At 61.5% G+C, this 26,109-nt stretch carries 22 protein-coding genes and 1 riboswitch; of the genes, 1 reads left to right on the forward strand and 21 read right to left on the reverse strand.

What is annotated here, in order from left to right; genetic code table 11:
- Positions 1-60: 60 nt before the first annotated feature.
- From ACSQ36_RS28095 to ACSQ36_RS28160, 14 genes are all read right to left on the reverse strand, one after another.
- Positions 61-882: an IclR family transcriptional regulator domain-containing protein gene (locus ACSQ36_RS28095; RefSeq protein WP_213765723.1), complete on the reverse strand. Its 822-nt coding sequence runs from the start codon at positions 880-882 to the stop codon at positions 61-63.
- Between the two features lie 92 nt (positions 883-974).
- Entirely contained in the window at positions 975-2,063 is a 1,089-nt protein-coding gene (locus ACSQ36_RS28100; RefSeq protein WP_436184494.1) for a porin, read from the reverse strand.
- Between the two features lie 127 nt (positions 2,064-2,190).
- Complete coding sequence (locus tag ACSQ36_RS28105; RefSeq protein ID WP_213765721.1) at positions 2,191-3,537, reverse strand: MFS transporter; 1,347 nt, start codon at positions 3,535-3,537, stop codon at positions 2,191-2,193.
- A 76-nt stretch (positions 3,538-3,613) separates the two neighbouring features.
- The gene (locus tag ACSQ36_RS28110; RefSeq protein WP_213765769.1) at positions 3,614-4,747 is read right to left on the reverse strand and encodes a CaiB/BaiF CoA transferase family protein; all 1,134 of its coding nucleotides are present in this window, start codon (positions 4,745-4,747) and stop codon (positions 3,614-3,616) included.
- 52 nt (positions 4,748-4,799) lie between these two features.
- The gene (locus ACSQ36_RS28115) at positions 4,800-5,576 is read right to left on the reverse strand and encodes a citryl-CoA lyase (protein ID WP_213765720.1); all 777 of its coding nucleotides are present in this window, start codon (positions 5,574-5,576) and stop codon (positions 4,800-4,802) included.
- An 841-nt stretch (positions 5,577-6,417) separates the two neighbouring features.
- Entirely contained in the window at positions 6,418-7,473 is a 1,056-nt protein-coding gene (locus tag ACSQ36_RS28120; RefSeq protein ID WP_213765768.1) for an extracellular solute-binding protein, read from the reverse strand.
- Between the two features lie 105 nt (positions 7,474-7,578).
- Complete coding sequence (locus ACSQ36_RS28125; RefSeq protein WP_213765719.1) at positions 7,579-9,096, reverse strand: amidohydrolase family protein; 1,518 nt, start codon at positions 9,094-9,096, stop codon at positions 7,579-7,581.
- A complete protein-coding gene (locus tag ACSQ36_RS28130; RefSeq protein ID WP_436184495.1) occupies positions 9,093-9,983 on the reverse strand; it encodes a phytanoyl-CoA dioxygenase family protein in 891 nt (296 codons plus the stop codon). Before ACSQ36_RS28130 ends, ACSQ36_RS28125 begins: the two co-directional genes overlap by 4 nt.
- A 25-nt stretch (positions 9,984-10,008) precedes the next feature.
- Entirely contained in the window at positions 10,009-11,088 is a 1,080-nt protein-coding gene (locus ACSQ36_RS28135; protein WP_436184496.1) for a ring-opening amidohydrolase, read from the reverse strand.
- Positions 11,085-11,948 carry an ABC transporter permease gene (locus tag ACSQ36_RS28140; RefSeq protein WP_436184497.1) on the reverse strand — a complete coding sequence of 288 codons (864 nt, stop codon included), beginning with the start codon at positions 11,946-11,948 and terminating at the stop codon, positions 11,085-11,087. The genes ACSQ36_RS28135 and ACSQ36_RS28140 overlap by 4 nt, the downstream gene beginning before the upstream one ends.
- Entirely contained in the window at positions 11,941-12,831 is an 891-nt protein-coding gene (locus tag ACSQ36_RS28145; protein WP_436184498.1) for an ABC transporter permease, read from the reverse strand. Before ACSQ36_RS28145 ends, ACSQ36_RS28140 begins: the two co-directional genes overlap by 8 nt.
- An 11-nt stretch (positions 12,832-12,842) precedes the next feature.
- Positions 12,843-13,943 carry an ABC transporter ATP-binding protein gene (locus ACSQ36_RS28150; RefSeq protein ID WP_436184499.1) on the reverse strand — a complete coding sequence of 367 codons (1,101 nt, stop codon included), beginning with the start codon at positions 13,941-13,943 and terminating at the stop codon, positions 12,843-12,845.
- 96 nt (positions 13,944-14,039) lie between these two features.
- Positions 14,040-15,530: a dihydropyrimidinase gene (hydA, locus tag ACSQ36_RS28155; RefSeq protein WP_436184500.1), complete on the reverse strand. Its 1,491-nt coding sequence runs from the start codon at positions 15,528-15,530 to the stop codon at positions 14,040-14,042.
- Positions 15,527-16,258 carry a maleate cis-trans isomerase family protein gene (locus ACSQ36_RS28160; protein WP_436184966.1) on the reverse strand — a complete coding sequence of 244 codons (732 nt, stop codon included), beginning with the start codon at positions 16,256-16,258 and terminating at the stop codon, positions 15,527-15,529. Before ACSQ36_RS28160 ends, hydA begins: the two co-directional genes overlap by 4 nt.
- 467 nt (positions 16,259-16,725) lie before the next feature.
- Here ACSQ36_RS28160 and ACSQ36_RS28165 point away from each other — a divergent pair, with 467 nt between their 5' ends.
- The gene (locus tag ACSQ36_RS28165) at positions 16,726-17,436 is read left to right on the forward strand and encodes a GntR family transcriptional regulator (protein ID WP_436184501.1); all 711 of its coding nucleotides are present in this window, start codon (positions 16,726-16,728) and stop codon (positions 17,434-17,436) included.
- 243 nt (positions 17,437-17,679) lie between these two features.
- Here ACSQ36_RS28165 and ACSQ36_RS28170 read toward each other — a convergent pair whose 3' ends face one another.
- The 7 genes from ACSQ36_RS28170 to ACSQ36_RS28200 form a co-directional block, all read right to left on the reverse strand.
- Positions 17,680-18,027 carry a DUF190 domain-containing protein gene (locus ACSQ36_RS28170; RefSeq protein ID WP_436184502.1) on the reverse strand — a complete coding sequence of 116 codons (348 nt, stop codon included), beginning with the start codon at positions 18,025-18,027 and terminating at the stop codon, positions 17,680-17,682.
- A gap of 29 nt (positions 18,028-18,056) precedes the next feature.
- A complete protein-coding gene (locus tag ACSQ36_RS28175) occupies positions 18,057-19,367 on the reverse strand; it encodes a voltage-gated chloride channel family protein (protein ID WP_436184503.1) in 1,311 nt (436 codons plus the stop codon).
- 76 nt (positions 19,368-19,443) lie between these two features.
- Positions 19,444-19,510: riboswitch (Fluoride riboswitch) on the reverse strand.
- Positions 19,511-19,634: 124 nt separating this feature from the next.
- On the reverse strand, positions 19,635-21,626 hold the full coding sequence (locus tag ACSQ36_RS28180) for a proton-conducting transporter transmembrane domain-containing protein (RefSeq protein WP_436184504.1): 1,992 nt from the start codon (positions 21,624-21,626) through the stop codon (positions 19,635-19,637).
- Positions 21,616-22,437, reverse strand: a complete 822-nt coding sequence (gene nuoB, locus ACSQ36_RS28185) for an NADH-quinone oxidoreductase subunit NuoB (RefSeq protein ID WP_436184505.1) — start codon at positions 22,435-22,437, stop codon at positions 21,616-21,618. Before nuoB ends, ACSQ36_RS28180 begins: the two co-directional genes overlap by 11 nt.
- 12 nt (positions 22,438-22,449) lie before the next feature.
- Positions 22,450-23,937, reverse strand: coding sequence for an NADH-quinone oxidoreductase subunit C (locus ACSQ36_RS28190; RefSeq protein WP_436184506.1), 1,488 nt, complete (start codon positions 23,935-23,937; stop codon positions 22,450-22,452).
- Complete coding sequence (locus ACSQ36_RS28195) at positions 23,934-25,409, reverse strand: hydrogenase 4 subunit F (RefSeq protein WP_436184507.1); 1,476 nt, start codon at positions 25,407-25,409, stop codon at positions 23,934-23,936. The genes ACSQ36_RS28190 and ACSQ36_RS28195 overlap by 4 nt, the downstream gene beginning before the upstream one ends.
- A 2-nt stretch (positions 25,410-25,411) precedes the next feature.
- Positions 25,412-26,092 (reverse strand): hydrogenase, encoded by a 681-nt coding sequence (locus ACSQ36_RS28200; RefSeq protein ID WP_213765706.1) that lies wholly within the window; start codon positions 26,090-26,092, stop codon positions 25,412-25,414.
- Positions 26,093-26,109: the final 17 nt, after the last annotated feature.

A 26,109-nucleotide genomic window follows, 5' to 3' on the forward strand; every position in this document is an offset into this window, starting at 1 on the left:
TCGGCGCCAGCTGAGTTGGCCGGCTATACGACTTGGTTGTCAATGGAGCTACGTCGCGCGTTAGGACGAGCGGATCGAATGGACAAGAGCAGGCGCCCGGCGAATGGCCCATTCGATATGCGCGCGAGCCTCCCTCAAGACCGGTAGGCGCGTGGCAATCAAGTCATCGGTCGTGGTGCGGTCCGTCTCCGAGGAGCAATTAATCGCAGCGATCACGTTACCCTGAGGATCGCAGACCGGCACCGCGATCGATACGACGCCCATTTCGATCTCGTCCTGCTGAGTGGCAAAACCGTTGGTCAGCGCCTTCGCGAATTCGCGGGCGAGGTCGTCGCGCTGGACCAGGGTCCTGGCCGTATATTGCGGAAAAGGCGCGCGGGTCAAGAGGCGCTGCTGTTCTTCGAGCGGCTGATTGGCGAGCAGGATCCGCCCGAGCGACGTGCAGAAGGCAGGTAGCCGATATCCCACGGACGCCCGTCGCGTAATGCTGCGCTTGCTGGGTACATGGCCAAGATAGACCACGTCGTCGCCATCGAGGACCGCGAAGGACACGGAATCGCGATACTCGTCCGCGACTTCCTGCAGGTATGGGTTGACCAGATCCTTGAAGTTCATCGAGCGCAGATACGCCACCCCAAGCGACAACACTTTCGGCAACAGCAGGAAACGCTTGCCCTGCATTCCCACGTACCCGAGCGAGTGCAAGGTGAGCAGCGCGCGCCGGGCGGTGGCGACGTTCATCTGCGCGGCTTGGGCGACCTCGCTCAACGTCATTTCCGGCTGATCTTCGGTAAAGGCCTGGATCACCGAGAGGCCGCGCGCAAGCGCGGCCACGAAATCCCGATGAGTCTCATCAATGCGTTCAGACGGCGTTTGAGTCATGAAAGAAGGTAGGCGGTCATCGACAGGGCTCAACTATACTGTTTTTCGCCCTGCGAAAAACAGTTCGGCGGCAAAACCCTGGCAGAGACGCGTCAGAACCGATGCCGGATGCCCAGGCTGACGATGGTCTGGTTGCCGCCGCTCGAAGGCGTTGCCGTGAACAGCGTAGCCTGGACGTCGCCGCCATGCACGTGCTCATAGTTGAGCAGGGCATAGAGGTCAGTTCGCTTCGAGAGGAAATAGTCAGCCGAGACCATGTATTGCCCCCAGCGGGTTTCATTCAGCTTCGAGTAGGCGTAGCCGCCGAGCACCGATACCGCCGGCGTCAGCCAATAGGTAACGCCTCCCTCCCAGGTGCTCAGCACGGCGGTTGAATTACCGCCCTTCATGTCGGTGAGCGAATACACGCCATGCAGCAACGCGGGACCGAACTTGTAGCTGCCTCCTGCCGCGAAAGTCGAAATCCGGTTGAGCGCAACCGTTCCGCTTTGCGGCGTGCCGAACAGGTCGGGAACGCCGATCGTCGCGGCCGGCGTGATGGTCGTATTGTTCACGCTCGTGTACGCGGCGGCGAGATTCAGATTGTCGCTGCTGTACGAGATGCCGTAACTTTGCGCGCTGCCTGCCGCCAGATGGCCGGGCTGGCCGCCCGGCGCGTAGAGCACGCCCACCTTCAACCCGTCGAACGTCGGGGTCTGGTAGGCAATGACGTTATTGAGCCGTTCCCCTCCGAGGCGATCGTAGTCTCCCAAATGGAAACCGTACGTACCGACGTTGAACAGGTTGGTCATCGAGTACAGGTAGATCAGGAAGTCGTATTGCCGTCCCAACGTGATCGTGCCGGCGGGCGTCGTGAGTCCGACGAAAGCCTGGCGTCCGAACTCCAGGCCGCCCTGACCGAATGCCCCGTTGTTCAGCGCGAAGCCATTTTCCAACGTAAAGATGGCCTGGTAGCCGCCGCCCAGGTCTTCCGTACCCTTGATGCCCCAGCGGCTGCCCTGCACGTTGCCGGAGGTTTGCGTGAAAGCACTGTGGCCGCCTTCGTTGCTCACGTAGTTGAGGCTTTCGTCAATCAAACCGTACAGCGTCACATTGCTTTGCGCGTAGGCGGTGCCCATGCTGACCAGCGAGCATGTGATGGCAGCCGACGACAGCAACGCCGCCTTGATGGAAGTTTTCATTATCGGTCTCCGGGAGGTTTTTCTTTTAGCTATGAAATACGAATAGATTTAAAGGATTACTAAATAATTAACAACAACTTGTAATTCGCTTGCGCCGGCTACCCCGGCGCGCGCGACGAAACCTGGCTCAATCAGGTCGTCCGGTGGACGCCATTGCGCGGGGAATCGAAAGAATCAGGCAGCAGCACACCAGCAGGCATCCGCCCAGCACGTAGGTGCCGCTGTTGACGTCGCCGGTCACGTTCTTCGCCATGTTGGTGATCATTGCGCCGGTGATGCCGGACAAGCTGCCAATGGAGTTGATCATCGCGAGGCCCGCCGCCGCCGCTGCGCCCGACAGCAGGCGGCCGGCGAAGGTCCAGAAGATCGGCATGATGCTTATGATCCCGGATGCGGCGATCGAAATGAGTAGGATCGACACCGAGAGCTGGTGCGTGAATATCGCGCTGAGAATCAATGCGATACCGGCCAGCAGCGCTGGAATGGCGGCATGCAGCCGCCGCTCCCCGGTGCGGTTCGAATGCATGGCGTTCGCGACCATCACAATGCTGGCGGCGACATACGGCACGGCGGCAAGCAAACCGATATGAAAAGCGTCCTTGAGCCCTGCGGCACTGATGATGGACGGCAGCCAGAACGACAAGCCATAGAAGCCGGTGTTCATGGTGAGCAAGATGCCGCACAGGAGCCATACGCCCCGGCTTTTCAATGCGGCGCGAAAGTCGTGGGTCTTCGTCACGTTCTCCGACGAGATGTTGCGCTTCAACAGCGATTTCTCTTCGGGCGTGAGCCAGCGGGCATCGTCGATAGTTTCCGTCAGCGTGAGCAGTACCAGCACCCCAAGGATGATGGCGGGCAGACCTTCAACGATCAGCATCCACTGCCAGCCGCGAAAGCCGAGCGTCTCGTGCATGTTCTGCAGCACCCAGCCCGAGACCGGTCCGCCGATACACAAGCTCAGCGGCAGCGCCACCATGAAGCCGGCCATGACGCGGTTCTGCTTGTGCGATGGGAACCAGCTGTTCAGATAGAGAACCACGCCAGGAAAGAAGCCCGCTTCGCACACGCCCAGCAGGAAACGCAGCCCGTAGAACATGGTCGCCGAACCGGTATGGAAGAACTGCCCCAGCGGCCCGATGTACATCAGCAGGATGGAGACGAGGCCCCAGGTCACCATGATCCGGGCAATCCAGCGGCGCGCTCCCACGCGGTGCAGCACGATGTTGCTCGGCATTTCGAACAGGACGTAGCCCCAGAACAGCATGCTCGCGCCCAACGCGTACACGTTGTCGCTGAGATGCAGGTCGCCGAGCATCTGCAGCTTCGCGAAGCCGATGTTGACCCGGTCGAGGTACGACACCATGTAGCAAAGAAAGAATAGCGGCACACAGCGCCAGAACACCTTGTCGTACGTTGCTTTCTCCAGGTCCTGCGAAAGCTGGCTCATGCCGGCTTTTTCCACGCTCAACGCCATGACAGTCTCCTGATTGTTGTTCCCGCGCCGCCCGGCAATGTGTTCCGGGCCCATCTCTGGCGAGCACGGCGATGTCTCACGCGCGCAGAGGCCCGAGGATTTCTTCGTTGTGTTCGCCGAGTACCGGCGGCGGCACGATCGAAAGCGAGCGCTCGCCGTTATAGCTAACCGGGCTGCGCACGGTCTTGTACTCGCCCATCGTCGCGTGGCGCGCGCTCACCAGTAATTCCAGGTGCTTGGCCTGCGGGTCTTCCAGCGCTTCGCTTGCGTCGTACATGGGCGCGTGCGGTACATCCTGCGCGAGCAGGAGGCTGCACCATTCGTCACGCTCACGCTCGACGAATATTCCCGTTAGGACGTCGATCATCGCATCCTGGTTGTCGATGCGGCCCTCGCGCGTCGAGAAACGCGGGTCGTCCAGCAAGCCCGGGACGCCGATCACCAAGGCCAACCCCTGCCAGAATTTTTCCGGCGACGACATATGCAGCGCGAGCCATTTGCCGTCCCGGCATTTCATGACATATGACTGCGAGACCATCGGCCGGCTGTAGGGTCCCATGACCTCGTTCGCCGAATAGTAGTGCGTGAATGCGTCCATGTTGAAATGCGTCATGGCCTCGAGCATCGACACTTCCACGCTCAGGCCCGTTCCCGTGCGCGCGCGCTCCTGCAATGCCCCGAGAATGCCGTAGGCGGCGTAGAAGCCCGTGATCGAATCGGCGATTGCCGGTCCGACCACGCGCGGGTTCTCCGGATTGACGAGCAGTCCGAGGAATCCGCTCGCGGCTTGCGCGACCGTATCGTACGCAGGACGTCCCGCTGACGGCCCCGACTGGCCGAAGCCGCTGATCGAGCAGTAGATCAGGCGAGGGTTGATTGCGCGAAGACGCGCTTCGTCCACGTTCAGGCGCGCTGCCGCGCCGGGCCGGAAATTCTGGATGTACACGTCCGCAGTACGGATCAGCTCGTCGAAAGTGGCAAGATCGCCGGCATCCTTCGTATTGAGCGTGACGCTGCGCTTGTTACGGTTGTAGGTCTGGAAGTGCGGGCTGTAGAGGCCGCCGCGAAAGGCCCGGAAAGGATCGCCCGAGCCGGGCTGCTCGACCTTGATGACGTCGGCGCCGAGATCGCCAAGCAGCATCCCCGTGGCCGGCCCGGTAATGAAGGTGCCTTGTTCGATGACACGAATGTTCTGCAATACCTTGATCACTTCGATTGCTCCATGTGCGGCAACCGCCGCGTTGTGTTCCGGGAGTGCTTGTTCAGCCGACGTATTCGATCGCGCTTTCGCCGGCATGGGCCAGCGCGAAGCCGATCGGCTCCATGCTCTCCTCCAGCAGATGCGCGACGAGGCTCACGCTCCGCGCGACGAGCGGCACGCCTTTCAAGGCCTTGAGCGGAAAACCGACGTCGAGCAGCACGGCTGGAATCGCGCCCGACACGTTGATCGGCAATGCCCGGCCATAGATTTTCGGCACCGCGGCAGCGATCTCGCGCAGCACCCGCACGTTCGCGCCCGCGGTGCCGTGTTCGTCCGCCATGGCGAGCAAGCGCGTGGCGCGGGGATCTTCCTGCTGGTGCAGCGGATGCCCAAAGCCGGGTAACGGCGCCCGCCGCGCCCGCAGTGCCGAGATTTCACGCTCGACCACCTGTTCGAGCGTGCCCTCTTGCGGCGTTTTCGCGAGCAATCCGGCGAACAGCTTGCCCGCCTCTTCGGAACTGCCGAGGACGACCGACCCGCATCCCAGCAGGCCGGCTGCCACCGCGCCCTGCAAAGCCTCGGGGGCTGCGGCGAATGTCATGCGGGCGGCTTGTATGGACGGCACCAGCCCGTGTTCCGAAATCGACACCAGGGATGCGTCGAGGAACAGGCGCTGGACGTCCGTGGGCGGCTGGCCAGTCAGGAGCAGACAAAAGAAGTCGGTCAGGCTCATGTGGCCTATCAACTCCTTGCAGAGATCCCGGTTACGGACCGTGATGCTGTCAGGCGTTGCGGTAGAAATCGACGTGCGTAGCTGACTGGGTTTTCCGATTTGCATGGCGACCTTTGAAGATGCGATGGATAGCGATGTTTCAGCTGAAATAATTTCGGCTAACGCGCATTATTTCGGTAGACGAAACTGTAACGAAGCTCCGAGCTGATCGCCAATAGGTGGTTTCACCTAGCGAATATATTTTCGCACAGCGAAAATAATGCTGACCCATGCATGGTCCACACTTCCAGGAGCGCCGACGCAGTGAATCTGTAAACAACCAGTTCAACCGTTTTTCATTGTGATGGGAGCAACGGACACGCAAGCTCGAATAACTCGGAAGGGTCGGAAGGGTCGGAGGCGCTCGTTCGTTGAAGCCGGTAGCAGACGTTCGTCCCTGGCGTTAATGAATGGCTGGTCTTAAGCGATGAGCGGGCATAGCAAGGTTAACCGGCGAACGACCGCTCCGGCCGAACAGCAATCTTCCGAAGATCCAATCGTCGGCGCTTGCAAGGAACCCAACGAGGCCAAACGTCCCTGAAGTCGCCCTGCCCCGACGCCATGCGGCGAGTATCGCCGCGATAACCCGCGTTATCGCCGCAACCGGGCTTACGCCCCCCTCTTGAGAAAACGTCAGCTAGAGCAGTTCGCCCGTACCAGCCGCTCGACGATGCACTCCTCACTGCTATTGTGTAGTTATCCGAATAAAACTGTATTCATGTGAAATATGAGCTTGCGTCAGATGTCTATTCCAAGGGTTGCGTACGGCACGTCGGTTACGCGAAAACATTAGATGCAGTCGCGAGCATCGTCGAGGAAGACCGACGCCCGAAACCACAATAATTGCGTTGTCCGTCTTGTCTTCCCGCACCAACAGGCGCCCCGGAAAGACGCTAGCCGGTCCAAATTAGACCTTTACCTCCCGATTGAAGCGATCGATATACCCCTGACGCAAAGGCGCAAGTTTGACCCAGTCGATGGATTTGAAAGTGTCAAGTTCCGCAGCATTCCGAGCGTAATGCTGCAATCCTTTCGAATATGGGACCTGCGTATTGGTGGGTACAAGATAGTACGGCGCGTCGGCGAGTTTGCCTTGCACGCCGGCATCCAGCGCCGCGTTGATATACGCTGCCGCCAGCGCGGGTTCCTTGCTGTTCTTAACGACGTGCATCGACGTGAGCACGATGCCCCAGCCTGTATCGGGACGCGCCAGTTCGACCGGCACGCCTTTCGCCTGCAAATCGCCGACGTTGTTGCTGTAGTGCGCGCAAATATCAACCTGTCCTTGCTGAATCAGCGTCGCCAGTTGGCCAGGGCTCGACGCTACCGCACCAATGTTCGGCAGCAGCTCGCGCAGGTAGGCGAAAGCAGGTTCCATATTGGTTTCACTGCCGCCGCGCATCTTCGCAACCTCGGTGAGCCATACCGGACCCACAGCCGAGCCAAATCCCACTACCCCCACGCGGCCTTTATATTCGGGCTTGAGGAGGTCGTTCCATGACGTGGGTGCGACTTTTATTTTTTCCGTATTGTAAGCAATGCCGACGACCTGAGCCGACACATAGACACCGAGACCATGCGGATCGACAAATTTCGCAGGAAGGTATTTCAGGTTCGGTAACAGCGCGGCCGGAATCGGTTCGATGAGCCCCTCCTGAACAGCGACCGCGAACGAGCCTTCGTCGGCGACGATAACATCGAATGGGGGGTTATTGCGGGCCGCGGCAGTTTTCGCGATGATCTCCAACGGCATGGTGGGCATCAAATTTACAGAACCGCCGCTCGCCTTCTCGAATGCAGGAATGAGGAAGCTGCGATGCGCTGTTTCCCATGCACCGGGAAAGGTCGCCGCAGCGATCCGGTCCGCCGCAAAGCTGCGGCGTGTACCGGCCGCACCGACCAGGGCCGCCGCGCCAACAGCTTTCAACACGGCGCGCCGTGACCGACTATATGTAGTGTTCATGCTGGATGCTCCTTTACGTTGTGAGGTAAATTGCGCGGCCCGGCGCACAGGCCGGCGCCTTATCCTGAGAGTGATGCGGCATCCGCCGGGTCGCCTGAATTGCATCTAGCGATCGAAGCGTGCCGGGTAGACCGCCGTATCAATGCCCGTTGCGCAGCAGCGGTCCCAGATACGCCGGTACGACGGAAACATTTGTTCGACCTTGGTTTCGCGGTCGGCGATGAGGGGCGCAAGTGCTGCCCACTCAGCCGCGATTTCCTCCAGCAGCGAGGTTTCGTCGACACGTGTCAGCCGGCCGTGCTCGAGCACCGGCTCGCCGTCGACAAAAACACTTGCCAGATTCGCTCCGGTTTCGTTGAAAACGAGTTGCCTCAATGGATCGTTTAGTGGAACGAACGGAATTGAATCGGTACGCCACAAGCTCAGATCCGCTCGCATCCCAGGACGTATCTGGCCGATCATGTCGTCGAGTCCCAGCGCCTTGGCGCCCGCCGCCGTGGCCGCATGAAAGGCGTCGTCCGCGCCGACCCAGTGCGTATAGTCGTCGCCCCGCATCTTGTGGATCAGGGCCATCGCGTGCATGACTTTCAGCATGTTGGCGTTTTCAATCGAGCCGCAGCCGTCGCTACCGAGGCTCACATTGACTCCGGCCTTGAGCATCGCGGGGACGGGTGCGATGCCCGAGCCCAGCTTCAGGTTGCTTTGCGGATTGTGCTGCACCGACGCCCCGCTCGAAGCCAGGAGGTCGATATCGCGCGGGGTCAGCCATACACCATGAATCAGACTGGTTGCAGGCTTCAGAAAGCCGATGCGATGCAGATACTCCACCATCGAACTGCCGTAGAACGCTTGCCCGGTGACCACCTGCATCCGCGTTTCCTGCACGTGAATGATCAACGGCAAGTCGTGCCGATCGGCGAGTTCGCGCACGCTCATCAAGAAGTCTTGCGTGCAACGTTGCGGCGCGCTCGGCGTCGCCAGGTAGCCAACGCGATGCTGGCGCGGATGGCGCGCGCGCGCCAGCGATTCGGCGTAGCTCAGGTACTCTGCGGCAGGCGTGGGCTGGGTCGCATCCAGATTGGCCAGCAGTACCGGGTCGAACTCTTCGTCGACGAATGGCAGTGCCCTGAAAAAAGGTTTGTCGAAAAGCGTGATGCCGACAAGCGCCCGGATGCCGAGATCCTCATATGCCTGGTACGCCGCTTCCACGAGCTCGGGCTGCAGCACCGGACTGGCGTTCATGTCGTCGCAGATCGTGGTGGTGCCGGAGCGCAGCGCATCGATCGCGCCGATCAACGTGCGCAGATAAACTTGCCGCGGCGTGAACGGAATGGGCTCCAGCGGCCGCACGTTGTTCATCCACAATTCGAGCGGTACATTGTCGTACCGTCCCTTATGAAAACCTTCATGGCTGTGCGTGTGTCCGTTGATCCAGCCTGGCGTGGCGAGCAGCGCGCGGCCATCAACCACTATGCCGCGCGGAGCTTGCGTTTGCGTCGCCACGACCTTGTCGATCCGAGTGCCGGCGATATGGATGTCCCAGCGCTGCTGCACTGGATCCTGCTGACGCAACCGATCCGGCGAACTGAGTATCCGGCAGCCCACGATAGTGCGTTCGTTCATGCTTTTTCCCCGCTGCTCTTGGCACGGAAGAACTTCTTGTCGAACCGCTGCTGCTGATCGTATATCTTGCCTGCACCGTAGGTTGCCGACGGATACGGCATGCGCAGGGCGACCGCTTCCATGCGTGGCGTATAAGTCGATTGACCACGCACCATGCGCTGGTTAAATTCGTCCCATTGCACGCCGTAGAACAGTGGCCACGCATCCGCGGCAGCGTATTCGAAGAACAGGATCCTTCGATCATGCACGCCATGATTGAATCCGGATCCGTGCACGGTGAACGGGTGGTGAATGGAGACCATGCCAGCCTCGCCGACCGCATGTTCAGCACGGTCGAGATCCAGTTCGGCGGGATCGATTGCACCGAAGAAGATACCGTCACTATGGTGATCGTGAAGCGGGCCACGATGCGACTCCGGCAGAAAGCGAATCGGACCGTTCACTTCAGCGCACGGGTCCAGGCAGATCGCGACAATCGCCATGCCCGGGTAGGTATGCGGAATGAACGCCCAGTCCTGATGCCACTCCAGCGCCGAACCCACTGCAGGCGCCTTGATGTTGATCTTGCTGTGGTGGAGACGGATGTCCGGGCCGATCACCGCTGCGACCGCATCGAGGATGAAGTCCGCCCGCGCCAGCTTCCAGTAGAACGGGTCGATGTCCTGAGGCCGGCGGATACGTTGCACGCGCCGCCGCCCTTGTGCGTCGACTTCCGGCTCCCAGTCAAGCAGCGCGGACTTCTCGGCGTCGTCAGGAGCCCACGCCAGCACGCGGTCGGTTACGGCACGCAGTTCTTCCAGCCAGTCCTGTGGAATCCAGTCGTGCAGCACAACAAATCCCTTCTCATGAAACGGCTGCCTGACCTGCAAATCGATATCGGTGATCATGTGCCATGCCTCGTGAAGAGCCGCATCAGCGATGCGCGCAAGTTTCGAACACCGTCGCAAGCATTCCGCCGCCGGGTACGCATTGATACTCCGCGCCACCGCCGATAAAGATTCGCGGCGAGCCGAGCGCGGCGCCGAATACGCCGCTCATCGCCGCGCGAAAGTGCCTGAACGCATGGATGTCGCTGTCGCTGCCCATCGTGGTCCGGGAGCCGCGCACGCGTCCGTCGGGCGGCGGGTCACCCTTGAAGAACCCGGCGAGCAACCGCTCGTGCCGCACGGCCGCGAGCGCCTGAAGGTCGAGCATGTCCGACATCTGGGTGCTCGCGACCTGCAACCCGCCACGCCATGCGGTGCTGTTGCCAAGCACCAGCGCGTGAATGCGGCCGTCTGTGTCGCCTGCGGTGACGGCAACCCGCTTCACATGCCGGCTCGCCACCGGCCCCGCGCTGGTCCAGCGAATCTCCGGCCACTCGATCTCGTTCAATGCCAGTCCTGCGCCCAGCGCCGCGGCTGCGCGAATCGCCGGCTTGGACGCGTGAGCAGTGCGTGCAACCAAAGCCGCGTCCGGCGGTGCCGACAAAACCAGTGCCGCGCTCATCCATGGTGAAAGCAGATGTACGTAGGCAACGTCGGACTCATCGAGCCCGGCGTCGTGGCGCGCGCGTTCGACGACATCGCGCGCGCTCAGTGCGTGCGCTTCATAGCCGATCTGGGTGGCATCGAGCGGTTCGGAAACGGCCGTGCCGATTGCCAGTGCCGCCGTCGTCGGCATGCCCTCACCCGCGCCTTGCAGCTCCTGCGTTTCGTTATCCACGCAGGCGAATACAACCATGTGCGGTGTCAGTATCCCTTCGCAGCCGCCCGAGACTACGCACATCGGTGCACGGTCGTCCGCCCCCCGGGGCGCGGGCAGATGCGCCGACAGCGAACGCAGCGCAAGAGGCCGGCTCCAGTCGTTATCGAGCCCGTTGCCTTCTGTCTTGATGAAGACTGCGCGAATGCTGTCCGCTCGCAGCGGGCCCAGTTCGAGATCGCGTGCAAGGCCCGAACAATCTTCCGGATGCGCCATCTCGTAGACGAGGACGTGCGCGCGTCGCGTCATCGGAAATGCCTCGAGATACCTGTCATGCGCTCCATGACCACCATCAGTACAAGCGTCACCGCTATCAACACGCCCGATACCGCGGCCGCGCGTACGTCCAGGTTATCCTCGATGATGTGCCACATCCGGATCGGCAGCATTTCACTGCGCGCATCCGACAAAAATAGCGACACTGCAACGTTATCGAAAGAGTTCATGAACGCGATGAATGTGCCTGCTACCACGCCGCGCGCAATCAGCGGCAAGGTCACCGTGAAAAACATATAGCGTTGCGAGGCCCCCAGACTGCCCGCGCTTTGATGCAAGGCCGGGTCGATCTGCACGAGGCTCGCGATGGTCGTGCGCACAATGTACGGCGCGGTAATCGCTATGTGGCCTATCACCAGCGTCCAGAACGACAACCCTATGCCGGCCTGATTGAACAACATCAACAGGGCGAGTCCCAGTGCGAGACTCGGCAACATCAACGGCGACAGAAAGGCTGACTCGAGCACACGCGCCCAGGACTCGCGCCGGCGAGCGAGAGAAAGCGCCGCCGGGACCGCCGCCGCCACCGATATGCAGCACGCGAGCGCCGCCACCTGGAACGACAACGTGAAGGCTTCGAGAATTTCCGGCGAGTTGCTCCATAACGCCTCGTACCACCGGGTCGAGTATCCAGGCGGTGGAAATTTCAGCGAATACGCACTGGTAAAAGAGGTGATCAGAACGATCACCGTCGGCGAGATCAGTTGCAGCGCCGCGATCGCGCCAAGCCCTCCGAACACCAGTTCGAACGAACGGCGCTCCAGCGACCGGCCCGGCGATTTCGGCCGGCCAGCGGCCTTCGCGATGCTCGTTTCTCGTTGGATTTCACCCATGAATGAACCCCTTGCTGCGACGGCCGAACACGTTGATCAGAACAACCACGATAGCCACGGACGCGAGCAGCAGGACTGCCACCGTTGCAGCGAACGGATAGTTGCTGGCCTCGATCGCCTGCTGGTACATGTAGAACGGCATGAACACATGCTGGCCGCCGCCTACCAGCGTCTGCGTCACGAATGCGCTGACGCTCGACGCGAAAACCAGCGTGCAGCCGGCCAGCAAACCTGGCATCGACAATGGCAGTGTTATCCGGAAGAACGTGCGCCAACTGCCCGCGCCCAACGCGAGCGATGCTTGACGCAGATTCGGGTCGATGTTCATCAGCGACGTGATGAGTGGCAGCACCATCAGCGGCAACTCGATCTGCGCAAGTGCGACGACCACCGCGCCCTGCGTGAACAGGAGTCTGAGCGGCGCATCGATCAGGCCCGCATGCAGCAGCAGCGTGTTGACAATTCCCTCGCGCCCGAGAATAACGACCCAGGCGAACGTCCTGACCACTGCGCTCGTCAAAAGCGGCAACACGATGACAAGCATCAGCGGCCCTTGCCAGCGCGCTGGCGCACCCGTGTAGAGACTCGCGAGCGGAATGCCCAGCAGCAACGAAAGCGCCGTGACCTTCACACCCAGCCACAGCGTTTGAACCAGCACGTTGACGTTGAAACTGTCGGTGAAGAACTTGCTGTACTGGCCGAACCCGAAATGGATCAACGCCGGGTCGTTGTGCAAACTGACATAGACGAGCAACAGCAGCGGGCCGAGCACGAATACAATGAAGAAGAGGCCAAGCGGCAGCGCCAGCGAAAGCGGCGAAAGGGCAACCGGCTGTGTATCGACGGCAATTGGCATGGCGATGGATGGCGAGGCGGCCGTCATGATGTCCCCGTTCAGGCCGCAAACACGCTGGCGGGGGAATCCGAGCGCAGGCTCACGCCGACCCGTTGCCCAACGGCAAAGCGCGGCGCTTCCGCTCGCCGCGGTTGTGTGATTTTTATCGGCTGGCCATCCGCCAGTGACAGCTCGTACAGCACCGAAGCGCCGAGCGGCAGGGCCATCTCGACGGTAGCATCGAGCGATGTCTGCGACGGCATGCCCATCACCAGATGCTCGGGCCTCGCGGCAAGCACCACCCCGCCGCTACGGGAGCAAGGCGTGGCGCGTTGCAGCATCATCTGGCCGCCTGTCGCGCAGGCCACCGAGAAGCGGCCGTCCGCATCCCGGGCGAGCCTGCCCGGCAGCAGATTCGCCGTGCCAACAAAGGTCGCGACAAATAGCGACGACGGCGTGTCGTAAATCGCCTCGGGCGAATCGAACTGCTCGACCCGGCCGGCGTTCATGACCGCGAGCCGGTCCGCCATCGACATCGCCTCTTCCTGATCATGCGTGACCAACAACGTGGTGATGCCGAGTTCTCGCTGGATACGTTTTATCTCGATCTGCATATCGAGCCGCAGATTCTTGTCGAGCGCGGCGAACGGCTCGTCGAGCAGCAGCACCTTGGGACGGACCGCGAGTGTGCGGGCGAGCGCGACCCGCTGCTGCTGGCCACCCGACAGCTCGCGCGGATAGCGCTTGCTGTAGGCCGTCATCTTGACCATCTCCAGCATCGCCGCGACCGTCCTCGCGCATTCCGATTTCGGTACGCCCCGGGCACGCATACCATAGGCGACATTGTCTTCAACCGACATGTGCGGAAACAGCGCATAGCTTTGAAACACGATACCCGCGCCGCGCTCGCTGGTGGAAAGACGGTCGACCGTGTCCGCACCAATGCGCACCGAGCCGTGGCTTTGCCTGAGCAAGCCGGCAAGAATCCGCAGCAACGTGCTCTTGCCGCAGCCGGATGGCCCCAGCAGCGCGACCAGTTCGCCACCCTCGATCGAGAGATTGAGATCCTCTATGACGGACGTCGCGCCGAATCGGTGCTGGATATTTTCCAGCGCGACGGCAACGCCCTGACGCACGCGGGTGCTCGTCTCTGCCGTCATGTCGAAACCTTGAGATGAAAGTGGCACGTCGGGTGCGCCGCGCGAATGCCTGAATACATGGCCGATCTCCTGTGAGGTCCGGTGAGGTCCTGTGCGTCAGGGCTGGAACCGATACGCTGCTGGCATCGCGAATCCGGACAGAACCTTGTGCGGCCCGCTGCGCGGTTCGAGCGAATGTCGCGGCCGCGCGAGTTGCGGCCTCAGCGCCTTCAAAAACAGGCCCCGCCCATATGCACCCGTGGGCCGGGCACCGTCCCAGACCACTTCGCCACGCGAAAGCGTGCAGGCGGGCCACGCCCTCATCCGCCAGCCCTCATACGGCGTGTAGTCGACGTTGTGATGCAGATGGTCGTTGCTCAGCACGAACTCGTGCTCCGTATCCCAGATCACCAGGTCGGCGTCGCTGCCAATCGCGATCGATCCTTTTGCCGGATAGAGCCCGTAAAGCTTCGCCGCATTTGTCGCCGTCAGCGCGACAAATGCATGAATGTCGATGCATCCGCTCAGCACGCCGTCCGACATCAGCAACGGCATGCGGGTTTCGATCCCCGGCATACCGTTCGGCACGCGATCGAACGACGGGTTGTCGCCCGCTGTCAACTTGCCGCCAGGGCCCGCGTATGTGAACGGCGCATGGTCCGATGACACCAACTGGAACGTACCGTTATTCAAGCCATCCCAGACCGCCTGGCGGTTCGCCTCGTCGCGTGGCGGCGGGCTGCAGATGCACTGGTATCCGCGCGCGCCATCGTCGAGCATGTCATCGGTGAGCAGCAGATAATGCGGGCAAGTCTCGGCAAACACTGACAGTCCCCGCCCTTGCGCCCAGCGAATCTGGTCGATCGCCTCCGCACCCGACACGTGAACGATCAGGATCGGCGTATCGACGAGCTCGGCGAGACTGATTGCCCGATGCGTCGCCTCGCGTTCGACCAGCATGGGCCGTGAAAGCGCGTGCCCGATAGGCGCGGTGATGCCCTGCTCGAGCAGCGCCTCGGTAAGCCACGCGATGCAGTCGGCGTTCTCCGCATGGATCATGGTCATCGCGCCATGTTTGCGGGCTGTGGCCAGGACCTCGATCATCTGCCGGTCATCGAGCTTGAGCGCGTCGTACGTCATATAGATCTTGAACGACGTGTAGCCCTCTTCGATCAGTTGCGGCAATTCTTCGTGAATAACGTGCGGCGTCGGATCGGTCACGATCAGGTGAAACGCATAGTCGATCACCGCCCGGCCCTCGGCGCGCCGGTGATAGTCGTCAATCGCCGCGCGAAGCGACTGGCCCTTCTGCTGGCACGCGAATGGGATGACGGTTGTGGTTCCGCCGCATGCAGCCGATACCGTGCCGCTCGTAAAATCGTCGGCCATCACCGAGTCGTCGCCTGTCGGCTGGTCGAGGTGGCAGTGTCCGTCCACGCCGCCCGGCGTGACCAGCCGCCCGTTCGCGTCTATCTCCTGCAAGCCGGCGGCGAGCTTCACGCCGAGCGCCGCAATGCGTCCGCCGATGATGCCGATGTCCGCGTGAAAGCGGTCCACAGCAGTGGCGATGTCCGCGCGGCGGATGACGAGGTCGAAGGTTTCATTCATCGCGTCAGGTCCGCGAACAGGCGGCCCCATCCTTTGACGCGAGCGGTATCGACGCGTGCGAGTTGCAACGATTTCCACACTGCCGTCGATATCGAGTCGTAGATCGGGATGCCGAGTTCGGATTCGAGTTCGGCTGCGAGCGGCGCGCCCGCCAGATTGGTGCACAAGATAGCGATCGCATCGGGCTTCGACGCCGCAACCTCACGCACCATCGTATGGATCTGGCTCGCGCTGACTTCCGAAAAGGAAAAATTGTCCTGCAGCTTCAAATGCCGCTCCGCGACGCATTCGAATCCGGAGCTGGCATAGTTTCGGACGATCCGTTCCTGCACATCGTCGCGATACGGCGTGACGAGACCAAAGTGGCGCACTCCCGTGCGCTCGAAAATCTCGTTGAGCGCAAGGACCGACGTGCATGCGGCAATGCCGGTGCGCTCAGTGATCAGGCGGCACAAACGCTCGTCGGCATCGAAACCCAGCCACCCTGCGGACGTCCCATTCCACGCGATCACGTCGAGGCGGGCATCGGCAAGCAAGTCGACGGCCGCCAGAATTTCCTTGTCATTGAATTGATCGAGCGCGCGATCGGTGAGCCCGATTTCGGTCACGCGAAAACGTCCAAAGTGCGCGCTGACCTCGGACAGTCCAGCCAGCATCGCAGCCGTCACGGGCTCAAGCGTGGTGTTGGACGATGGCGTCAGCATGCCGAGCAAAGTCCGTTTTGTCATGATGGAATCAGACATCGTTTTGTGAATCTCCTTTCGCCCTCGCCGTTTCAATATCCGCCTGTTGGATTGATCGGTGGTGAGGAGCGCCAATCACATTGGCGCAAGCTTCATGCCAGAATGTAGAGTCTATTGCATGCAATTATTTTAGTGATCGTATGCAATGCTGGACAAGCGATTTGCCCTAAGCGGGATAGGTTTCCTGCCCGGTGCTCACAACATGTGCATGGACTCACGAAGTACTGTATCTGTGCAAAGTGGCACCGCTAGAACGATTTTCAGCACTGCTGCGGTGCGATGCAAGGCTGCTGCCTGTCTTCATGTGCTCTTCGTTATCGGAAGTTGCTTTAAATCCCGCTCAAGCCACTTTATAATGAAGCTGATGCTGTACCTATGTCCGCTTATTACTTTGTATACAAACTGTATACAAACCGAACCGATTGATTTCAGGTTATCGACAGGAGAGATTTTTGGCTGCGCCCTTTCTCGAGCCCGCTGAGGCGGCGCGATCCGGCAAGACTTATAGCAATGAAGAAATCTACGCACGGCTGCACAAAGCCGTGCAGGAGCAGCGGCTGGCGCCGGGTACGCGTCTTATCGAGGATCGGCTGGCGGAACTGGCAGGCGTTAGCCGCACCAAGATTCGCGAGGTCTTGGGCAGGCTGGCGCACGAGGGACTCGTCACGTTGGTTCCTAACCGTGGCGCATTTATCGCCAGTCCTAGTGTCAAACAGGCACGGGATGTGTTCGTGACGCGCCGCATGGTCGAACCGGATATGGTACGCATGCTATGCAATACGATCACGACGGCGCAGATTCGCGCGTTGCGCCGGCATAGCCGGCTAGAAAAAGAAGCGCGCGCAAAGGATGACCGTCCGACGATCATCCGGCTGTCCGGCGAATTTCACACGCTCATCGCGGAGATGGCTGACAACGAGATCCTGCTGCGACTGATGCGCGAATTGACGTCGCTCACCTGCCTGATCATCACGCTCTACGACAAGCCGAACGTGCCCGCATGCCCGCACACCGAACACGTCCATCTTATCGATGCCATCGAGGCGGGCGACGCCGAACTCGCGGCGTCCTGCATGACTGAACATCTGGCGCATGTCGCAGAGACCTTGAAGCTGGACGCGCCTCAGAACGACACTCCGAATCTCGAGTCACTGTTCGACTAAGGGCTTTCCGACGTGCAGGGAATAAGCTTGACGTAACGCGCGTGGGGAAAGGCATCGTCAACGCACCGAAGGCCGCAAACCAGACGGGCGAGATGCTGCCATAGACAGAATTCACGGCCGTGGACACAGCATCCAGGCCATGACCTGGGTCACGCGCACCGCAAACCCGAGCACTGTGAACTGCCCTGCCAACCGCATCCTGGTCTGTGGTTTCATGGTCGACTCCGCCCGCGTGACCGTTGGTCACGTCGCCTGCATCGGTAGTTCGCACGGCAAGAAAATTGCCCTCACGTTGTCCAGTCCCTTGCCATGCGTACGCCAGAAGTCGCGCACTTTGGCATCCAGGTCGATGAGTTCGATGCAGTGCGGGAAACGGTGATGCGCAATCTCGATGTGTTCGTGATGCAGCCGGTCACCTTTAAGGTAACCCGCATGGACGCGATGCAAGAGCGCCTGTTCGATACCCGCTTCCTTCGCATGGCGAAGTAAGTGCAAGGCAAGGCTCGGTCGCGACACCCGATGCCAGAAGCGTGTCGGACGAGCCCTTTCGGAATGGTGGAAATACAGGCGAAGTGAAATCAGCTGAGTCATGGTGATGGGCAGGAAAGTGTTCGAAGCGTTCAGGATTGCGCGGAGACGGTCGCGGCCTTGCGGCGCGCGCGGCGCCAGGCCGGGATATCGGCCAAGCGCATGCCGGCTGGAATGAGCGGATGTTTTGCGTGGCCGACCCGTTGCGCGCGGTAAATTCCCGTGTGACCGGAAAAGAGGTAACTGACCACGCACGCCAAGGCGGCATACACGCCGATCTGAGGACCAAAGAGTTCGATTGCCATCACCGTCGACGCGATCGGGGTGTTCGCCGCACCGGCGAACACGGCGACAAAGCCGAGCCCCGCGAGCACCGGTATCGGCAACGCCAGGATGTGACCCAGTGCGTTGCCAAGCGTGGCGCCAATATAGAAGAGCGGAGTCACCTCGCCGCCCTTGAATCCTGACGCAAGCGTGACCACGGTGAAGCCGAATTTGCCGGCAAAGTCATAGACCGGCAATGGACCGTTGAAGGCCTGCACGATGGTCGGTATCCCGAGACCCAGGTACTGCGGAACGTTCAGGACGGTGGCAAGGATCGCCACCACGGCACCACCAACTACGGGCCGAAAAGGCGCATAGGCGATCTTGCGTTTGATGAGGGCGGACAACGCATGCGTCGAGTCGGCAAAGAGCATCCCCACTACACCGAATGCGATACCGGCAATGATCGCGGATCCAAACCCGAGGGCCGTGACGGGCGGCACGAACGGGATCGAATACACGGTGTGGTGAATGCCCCATAGACGGCATACCGCGTCGGCCACGACAGACGCGGCGAGACACGCCAGCAACGCGTCATAGCGCAGGCGGCCGATCGCAAGCACCTCAAGGCCGAAGATCGCGCCGGCGAGAGGCGTGCCGAAGACCGACGAAAAGCCCGCTGCGATGCCGGCCATCAGCAGGATGCGACGGTCCTCTCGACCTAGATCGAAGAGGTGCGTGACCCGGTCAGCCAGCGCCCCGCCCATCTGGACCGCTGTGCCCTCGCGGCCCGCGGAGCCGCCGAACAAGTGAGTGATCACGGTGGCCACCAACACGAGCGGCGCCATGCGCTTGGGCACGATCTTCTGCGGATCGTGAATCTCGTCGATCAGCAGGTTGTTGCCGCCCTCGACGCTCTTGCCGACGCGGTGATAGATCCAGCCGGTCAGGAACCCCGCGAACGGCAGCAACCAGACGAGCCACGGATGATCCAGGCGTGTATCGGTGGCGCGGTCCAATGCAAAGAGAAAAAGTGCGGAGGCGGACCCGGCCAAGGCGCCGAGCACGGAGGAAAGCAGCAGCCAACGCGCCAGATACGGCACCATGGCGATCTGTTCGACAGACTTGAGACGTTTCATGATTTTTAGGTTTGACAGAACATCAAACCTGGGCGACAGGGCGTCGCACGGACGACCTACGACCTCCTGCACCCAGGAACTCGTAGGCATCATCAGCCGAAGGATCGGCGGTTGTTTGGAGGAATGCCATCTCCAGAAACACGGATTTTACGGATTAAATTTGCGCAACGCAACAACGGCGTGCGCCAAGAGGCGCATGACATACGGTCACAACAGCGCGTTCGCCAGTATTCTGCAAGGGGACGCACCCTGCCCTTCGCAGGCGATCTATACCAGCGTCAAGGCCAGTATCGCGACAAGCAATCCGCCGATCAGTGCGAGATAGAAATTCAGGTTACCGGACTGCAATGCACGCAACTTCTCGGCGGACCACGTCACGATCCGCGTCGCAGGCGCGAACAGATGCCGCTCGAACAGATCGGTCACGCCCTCGGAGAAAACCAGCCGCTTGATAAAGTACTCGCGCTGTTCGTGTTCGCGCTCGGTGCTCATCGTCGGTTGATATACGAAGCTATAGAACGTGCGCATCGCGTTCGAGAATGTCAGCGGCGTGGTCATCGCCTCGCGACCATCCGGGGTCATGCCACCGAACCAGACCGCCGTGCGCCGCACCGGGCGCGTTTTCGTGAGCCTCAGGAGTGCGAGCGGCAGAAGCGCCAGCAACGGCATCACAATGATGAGCTTCGACGGCGAGATAAAAGCGAACTTGTCGGTCAACGGTACCAGCAGCCATCCGGCGACCATTGCCTGGGGACTGTTGACTTGGAACAGCGTCTGGGCACCGCTCGCCAGCGCGTTGAGCCAGAGCGGTGCACCGACGGCCACTGCGAGCACGCATAGTCCCAGCGTCCCGACGACTGCCGCATTCCGTCGCGGCACCGGCCGCGCGTAGTCGACATCCGGCATGCCCAGGAGCCCCAACCCGAACAGCTTCACGAACGTAGCAAGCGCCACCGCTGCCGCGAGTGCGAGGCCCGCTCCAGCCAGTACGAGCACGAGGCGTCCTGTGAAGGCCGAGAGATGAAAGCCTTGAAACACCGTTTGGAAGACATACCATTCACTGACGAATCCCGCTTGCGGTGGAACCGAGGCGAGGCTCATCACGGCAAAGGCCGCGCCGAGCCCTAGCATGAAACCGCTATTTTTGAGCCACCCGCGCGGCACGATATCGTAGGTGCCGGTCGACGCCTGGATGCCGTCGGCGACCAGAAAGAGCGCACCTTTGGCGAGCGAGTGGCCGGCGAGGTGAAGCAGCGCGACGGTCCAAGCGAGTCCCGCGAGGTCGCCCAGTTGGTCACTGCGAAAGAGTTGCGTCACGCCGAGCATCGCCACCGCGACCGACGCGTTCTCCGCCGACGAGTAGCTAAGCAACGCTCTCCAGTCGTCCTGCTGGAACGCGAACAAAATCGCCAGCACCGCGCTGACCACGCCGATTGCAATCGCGACGACACCCAATCCGAATGCGGTGCCGCTATCGCTCACGACGCCCAGCCAGCTATTCCAGCCACGGCTCAGCGCAAAATAGGCAACGTTCAAGACGACACCGGAAAACAGCACGCCGGTCGCACCACTGCCGCTCGAGTACGCACGCGGAAACCACTCATAGAAGGGGATGAGGCCGAGCTTCGCGCCGAAGCCGACAAGCAGCGCGACGCCGGCCACCCACGACAGAAGCGCTGACGCGTGGGGAGCATGAGCACTGAACGCGTCGAAGCTGATGCCGCCCGCCGCGTGGTCCAGCAGCAGGATCGCGAGGACGAGCGCGATCGCCCCAACCTCGAGCAGCGCAAGCATGAGCAGCACGGAGTTGCCATTGGTGTCGCGTGCGCGCTCGCCTGCGAGCATCACCGCTCCGCCCAGGCTCATCACCTCCCAGGCGACGAGCATCGAGATGCCGTCTTGCAGGCCGAACACGCCCAACGCACCCAACAAGCTCAGCGATGCACCCATCCACCACGTCCCTGTGCGACCCGAGAGCGGCGAGCCCAGCCAGCAGGCGAAGGTGGCCGGTACCAGACCAAAGCCCAATAGCCATAGCGCTGACGGCTCAAGCTTGAACGCGATTCGCTGCGACGCGAGCGCGAACGGAAATTCGACGCGCGGCGTCGCAGTAGGCAAAGCGAGCAGACACGCAACGACTCCCAGTACGCAACCGGCGGTCAGCGAATATCTGACCAACACGCGAACCGGGCGCAGCGGCGAAAGGATGGCGGCGGCAAACCACAGTGTGCTCGCGGCCAGAATCAGATCAGCGCTCAAGCTGTCCTCCTCGCATCCGTTGCTCGGCACGGCCGAGGAGCAACAGCAGCGCGTGAATGATCGCAGCCGGGTTCGGCGGGCAACCCGGCAGATAGATGTCGACCGGCAAGACGCCATCAAGCCCGTTGCCGCACGCGTAATTGCCGCCCGTGACACCACCCGACACCGCGCACGTGCCCGTTGCGATGACCCACTTCGGGTCCGGCATCGCCTCATAGGTCTGCAGCAGCGGCGCGCGCATCGCGTGCGTCACGGGGCCGGTGACGAGCAGGACATCGGCCGAGCGCGGGGACGCCGTGAAAAAGATGCCGAGCCGATGCAGGTTGTAGAACGGATTGTTCAACGCCTGCAATTCCGATTCGCAGCCATTGCACGATCCTGCGTCGACGTGGCGGATATGGAGGCTACGCCGAAACGGTCGGCGCGTTCGCTCGGAGAGATCCCTGGCTTGATCCCTGGCTGCATCGGACGCGAGCGCCTCGGCCCACACCAGGTCGTCGCGCTGCCTCACACCGAGCGCCCAATCTTCAGACGGTGTAAAAGCGCCTGTCGGACACGCTTCAGTACAGAGCTGGCAGACAATGCAGCGGCCCCAGTCCACCTCTGGACGCGCATTCTCACCAAGCTCCGGCGAAAACGTGATGGCATGCGTCACGCACGCCTGCACGCATGCGTCGCACCCCTCCTGGCATTTGGCCGCGTCATACCGCGGCATGCCAAGCACGCCTTGCTGGCCGTGCGCGTCACCCTTGAGCGGCCAGCCGGTACTGGCGCTGCCGCTGGTCAAGCCGAACCAGGTCCATAGAGACATAACCGCTCCGTCCTATCGTGCACAACCCGAAATGGTCAAACCGAAACTTGCCTCGTTGATCGCATAGTCCATCATGTTGCTGTCATGCACGGTGAAGGGAAAAACCCGCCAGTTCGAAAACGAAGGCGACTTGATCTTCGCGCGCGCAATGCGTGACCGGTCGTCGAAGTGCAGCGCGTAGAGTACGCTCCCACGCGACGATTCCGCCCACCCGAGCCCCTCCGCGTTCGGCACGCGACGACAAGGCTCAAGCAGCGGTCCCGCAGGAACGCCGCGCATGATGGCGTCGTCGAGCAGTCCCAGACTCGCCCGGAGTTCCGCGATACGCACCTTCATCCGTGCATACGCATCGCCCTCGCTACGGGTCGCGACAGCGGGCGGCAGTTCACCGTACGCGGCATACGGATGATCCCGCCTGAGATCACGATCGATGCCTGACGCCCGCTCGATCGGCCCGGTAGCGCCTTGATCAAAGGCGAGCTGCTGACTGAGCGGCGCGGTGGAAATAAGACGGTCGAGATGACTGGTGGTCCGCTCGATGAGATCGACGTACCGGTCCAGTTCGCCTCGGAGCGTCGCGACGCCCTGGGAAATCGCAACCAGATCGAGATCGCGGCGTACGCCACCCGGCCAGACAATGCTGCGCAATAGTCGGCTACCCGATGCAAGCGCATTCATTTGCTTCGCCCGCTCCTCCAGCAGCTTGCCCTGGGCCTCGCCAACCTTCAGCGTCGTCGTATGGCACAAGTGGCCGAGGTAGTGCAAGTGGTTGTAGGTACGCTCGAGTTCCGCCGCGATGACACGAAGCCACCGTGCGCGCGGCGGCGGGATGCACCCCGAGGCGTCCTCGACGGCCTGCGCATAAGCAAGCGCATGCGCGACAGTGTCCACGCCCGACACACGCTCGGCCAGCAGAACGCCTCGTTCAATGTCGATCCCCTCGAATTGTTTCTCCATCCCGCGGTGCTTGAGGAACAGGTTCGGGTGATAGTGAAGAATGCCTTCGCCGACGTAGTAGAAAATGAACTGGGCGGACTCGACGACATCCGCTCGCACGGGACCGAACGGCAATCGCTGGACGTGCTTGCCGGACATCTGCGGCAGCGTCGATGCTGCAAGCGCGCCCGCTACGCTTGCACGCGACGTATCTGCCGGTTCGAGCGGCCCACGCGCTGTCAGCGGCAAAAACGTGGTTACCAGGCGCTCCGGCTCCGGGTGGCCGGCAAACGCAACACCACTCATTTCCATGATCTCGCGCTCGTGCCAGCCGAGCAGCGGAAACTTATTGGCAAGACTCTGGACCGGTGCTTCGCCGGCATCGACGCGCCAGCCCATGAACTCCCGCCGGCCGGGCACGGTTGCGATATAACGCAGTTCCGGCCGATCCGGTCTCGGAAACCACGCATACGCAACCTGCATGCGCCCTCCATGATCAAGAAGATCGGCGGCGGCCGCGTTGAGTTCGGCAGGCGTTACGGTCTTGAGCGTGCAGTTGTTCATCGCGCAGCTCCTCCCAGATCAGCGGCAACCCGTTCGAAGAAGCGCCACAGGTCTTGCGGCCACCACATGCCGAGGATCAACACCGGCACCAGGGCGAGCCACATCGGAACCGTCATCCAGGCGCTCACGCTCACCGTGCTATTCGTCCCGCCCGTGTCTGCCGTTGGCCGGGTTTCAAAGTACATGGCTCGGAAGTGGTTGAGAAAGCCGATGAAGATAACAATCAGCAGCAGCAACATCACGATCACGGCCCAGGCGTTCGAGCTCGCCATGCCAGCGCGCATCAATGTCAGTTCGCTCAGGAACAGGCCGAACGGTGGTGCACCCGTAATCGCCACGGCACCGGCCAGCCACAGCGCGCCCGTGACCGGAAAACGGGTCCACACATTGCGTATTTCGCCCATGTCCTTGGTGCCGAATACGCGCATGACGTTGCCGGCGCCAAAGAACATGAGCGACTTGTTCAGTGAATGGTTGAGCATGTGATACAGCACTGCGGCGATCGCCAGCGGGCCGCCGAATCCGAATCCGAGCGCCAGCACGCCCATGTGCTCGACGCTGGAATAGGCCATCAGCCGCTTGATGCCCTGCTGCTTCACGATGAAGAGCGCGGCGACGAACAGCGAAAACGCGCCGAACGCGACCAGCACCGTGCGCGGCAGCAGCGAGGAACTCTCGGCATCCGTGATGGTCAGGAACCGCGCGATGCCCAGCATCGCCGTATTCAAAAGCGCACCGGAGAGCATGGCGGACACTGGTGCGGGACCCTCGCTGTGTGCGTCGGGCAGCCAGGTATGCATCGGCGCGAGGCCCGCTTTCGTGCCATAGCCCACCAGCACGAGCAGGAACGCCATCTGGGTGAGAGCAGGACTCATCTGTGGGGCCGCATGGCGCAGCGCGTCCCAGGTCATGTCGTAGGTCGGGCCAATGACGAGACTTCCCGCCCAGTAGAGGAGCACGGTCCCGAGCAGCGCAAGGCTGATGCCCGCCGACACTACGATGATGTATTTCCATGCCGCTTCGATCGCTTCCCGGCCGCGCTCGAAGCCGACGAGGAATGTGCTGACGAGCGTGGTCAGCTCGATCGCGATCCAGTAGACACCGATATTGTTCATGATCGGTCCGCAGATCATCGTTGCCGCGAACAGAGCAAAGAGCGCATAGAAGTTCGGCAAGCGTTCGCGTTCCTCGGCGAGCAAGCGCATGTAGCCAACGGCGTAGATCGAAGCGAGGCAATACACCAGCGCGGTGCAGACCAGCGTCCAGACGGCCAAAGCGTCGACCACCACGTAGTCGTGCAGGAAGCGATACCCGTCCTTGACGTTGCACGCCAGCGAAAACGCCGCGAGCACGCAGACGAACGACGCGATCAGGTTCGCATACTCAGCGGCGCGCGCATGCCGGAACGCGGCGCAAATCACTGCAGCAACGAGGGGTGAAACAACGATCACGATGCTCCACGTTTCGATCATGGTCACCCCACCAGCCGCGTGAGTTCACGGCTGCTCGTGCTGCCGACGTGCTCGACCAGATAGCGGACCAACACACCGAAGCTCACGACGATGACGAGCAGATCGAAGAGCAACACCAGTTCGATCAACATCGGCATGCCGGGCACGAGGATTTGCGAGCCGAGGAAAATGCCGTTCTCCAGGATCAGCAAGCCAAGCACCTGGCTGATCGCCTCATGACGCACTGCCAGCATCAGGAAGCCAATGAGCTTCATCGAAAGCATCACCGTGAGCGCCAGCACGACCACGGTGCCGCCGAAACCCAGCGCGTTGCCCAGATGGTTCGATACGACAAAAGCAAAGAGCACCAGAAGCGCGCCGAGCACGATGCTTGAGCTCGGCTGCAGGATGACATGCAACTCGCGCTCGACTTTCAGCCGAACGATGATTCGCCAGATCAGATAAGGCAGCACCAGTCCCCGGAAGAACGCAGTCAGGATTGCGATCAGGTACAGCTCGTGATAGTTGCCGTAGTAACCCACGGCTCCGGAGAGCGCCGCGATCAGCCACGACTCGGCCATGAACGCGAGCAGGTAGTCTTTCAACCAGCGCGAACCCAGCATCACGAACGCAAGCAGGAGGCTGCCGATCGCCAGCAGGCTGAACAGGGATGCGGCAAGCGGACTCAGATGGGCGAGCAGCATGATGTGTCACCTAAGGG

The sequence above is a fragment of the Caballeronia sp. LjRoot34 genome (assembly GCF_964253815.1).
Classification (GTDB): Bacteria; Pseudomonadota; Gammaproteobacteria; order Burkholderiales; family Burkholderiaceae; genus Caballeronia.

Bases quoted from the DNA above. Each gene is read 5' to 3' on its own strand.
- ACSQ36_RS28095 (WP_213765723.1), bottom strand. From the start codon at position 882: ATGACTCAAACGCCGTCTGAACGCATTGATGAGACTCATCGGGATTTC.
- ACSQ36_RS28100 (WP_436184494.1), bottom strand. From the start codon at position 2,063: ATGAAAACTTCCATCAAGGCGGCGTTGCTGTCGTCGGCTGCCATCACA.
- ACSQ36_RS28105 (WP_213765721.1), bottom strand. From the start codon at position 3,537: ATGGCGTTGAGCGTGGAAAAAGCCGGCATGAGCCAGCTTTCGCAGGAC.
- ACSQ36_RS28115 (WP_213765720.1), bottom strand. From the start codon at position 5,576: ATGCAAATCGGAAAACCCAGTCAGCTACGCACGTCGATTTCTACCGCA.
- ACSQ36_RS28120 (WP_213765768.1), bottom strand. From the start codon at position 7,473: ATGAACACTACATATAGTCGGTCACGGCGCGCCGTGTTGAAAGCTGTT.
- ACSQ36_RS28125 (WP_213765719.1), bottom strand. From the start codon at position 9,096: ATGAACGAACGCACTATCGTGGGCTGCCGGATACTCAGTTCGCCGGAT.
- ACSQ36_RS28130 (WP_436184495.1), bottom strand. From the start codon at position 9,983: ATGATCACCGATATCGATTTGCAGGTCAGGCAGCCGTTTCATGAGAAG.
- ACSQ36_RS28135 (WP_436184496.1), bottom strand. From the start codon at position 11,088: ATGACGCGACGCGCGCACGTCCTCGTCTACGAGATGGCGCATCCGGAA.
- ACSQ36_RS28140 (WP_436184497.1), bottom strand. From the start codon at position 11,948: ATGGGTGAAATCCAACGAGAAACGAGCATCGCGAAGGCCGCTGGCCGG.
- ACSQ36_RS28145 (WP_436184498.1), bottom strand. From the start codon at position 12,831: ATGACGGCCGCCTCGCCATCCATCGCCATGCCAATTGCCGTCGATACA.
- ACSQ36_RS28150 (WP_436184499.1), bottom strand. From the start codon at position 13,943: ATGACGGCAGAGACGAGCACCCGCGTGCGTCAGGGCGTTGCCGTCGCG.
- hydA (WP_436184500.1), bottom strand. From the start codon at position 15,530: ATGAATGAAACCTTCGACCTCGTCATCCGCCGCGCGGACATCGCCACT.
- ACSQ36_RS28160 (WP_436184966.1), bottom strand. From the start codon at position 16,258: ATGACAAAACGGACTTTGCTCGGCATGCTGACGCCATCGTCCAACACC.
- ACSQ36_RS28170 (WP_436184502.1), bottom strand. From the start codon at position 18,027: ATGACTCAGCTGATTTCACTTCGCCTGTATTTCCACCATTCCGAAAGG.
- ACSQ36_RS28175 (WP_436184503.1), bottom strand. From the start codon at position 19,367: ATGAAACGTCTCAAGTCTGTCGAACAGATCGCCATGGTGCCGTATCTG.
- nuoB (WP_436184505.1), bottom strand. From the start codon at position 22,437: ATGTCTCTATGGACCTGGTTCGGCTTGACCAGCGGCAGCGCCAGTACC.
- ACSQ36_RS28190 (WP_436184506.1), bottom strand. From the start codon at position 23,937: ATGAACAACTGCACGCTCAAGACCGTAACGCCTGCCGAACTCAACGCG.
- ACSQ36_RS28195 (WP_436184507.1), bottom strand. From the start codon at position 25,409: ATGATCGAAACGTGGAGCATCGTGATCGTTGTTTCACCCCTCGTTGCT.
- ACSQ36_RS28200 (WP_213765706.1), bottom strand. From the start codon at position 26,092: ATGCTGCTCGCCCATCTGAGTCCGCTTGCCGCATCCCTGTTCAGCCTG.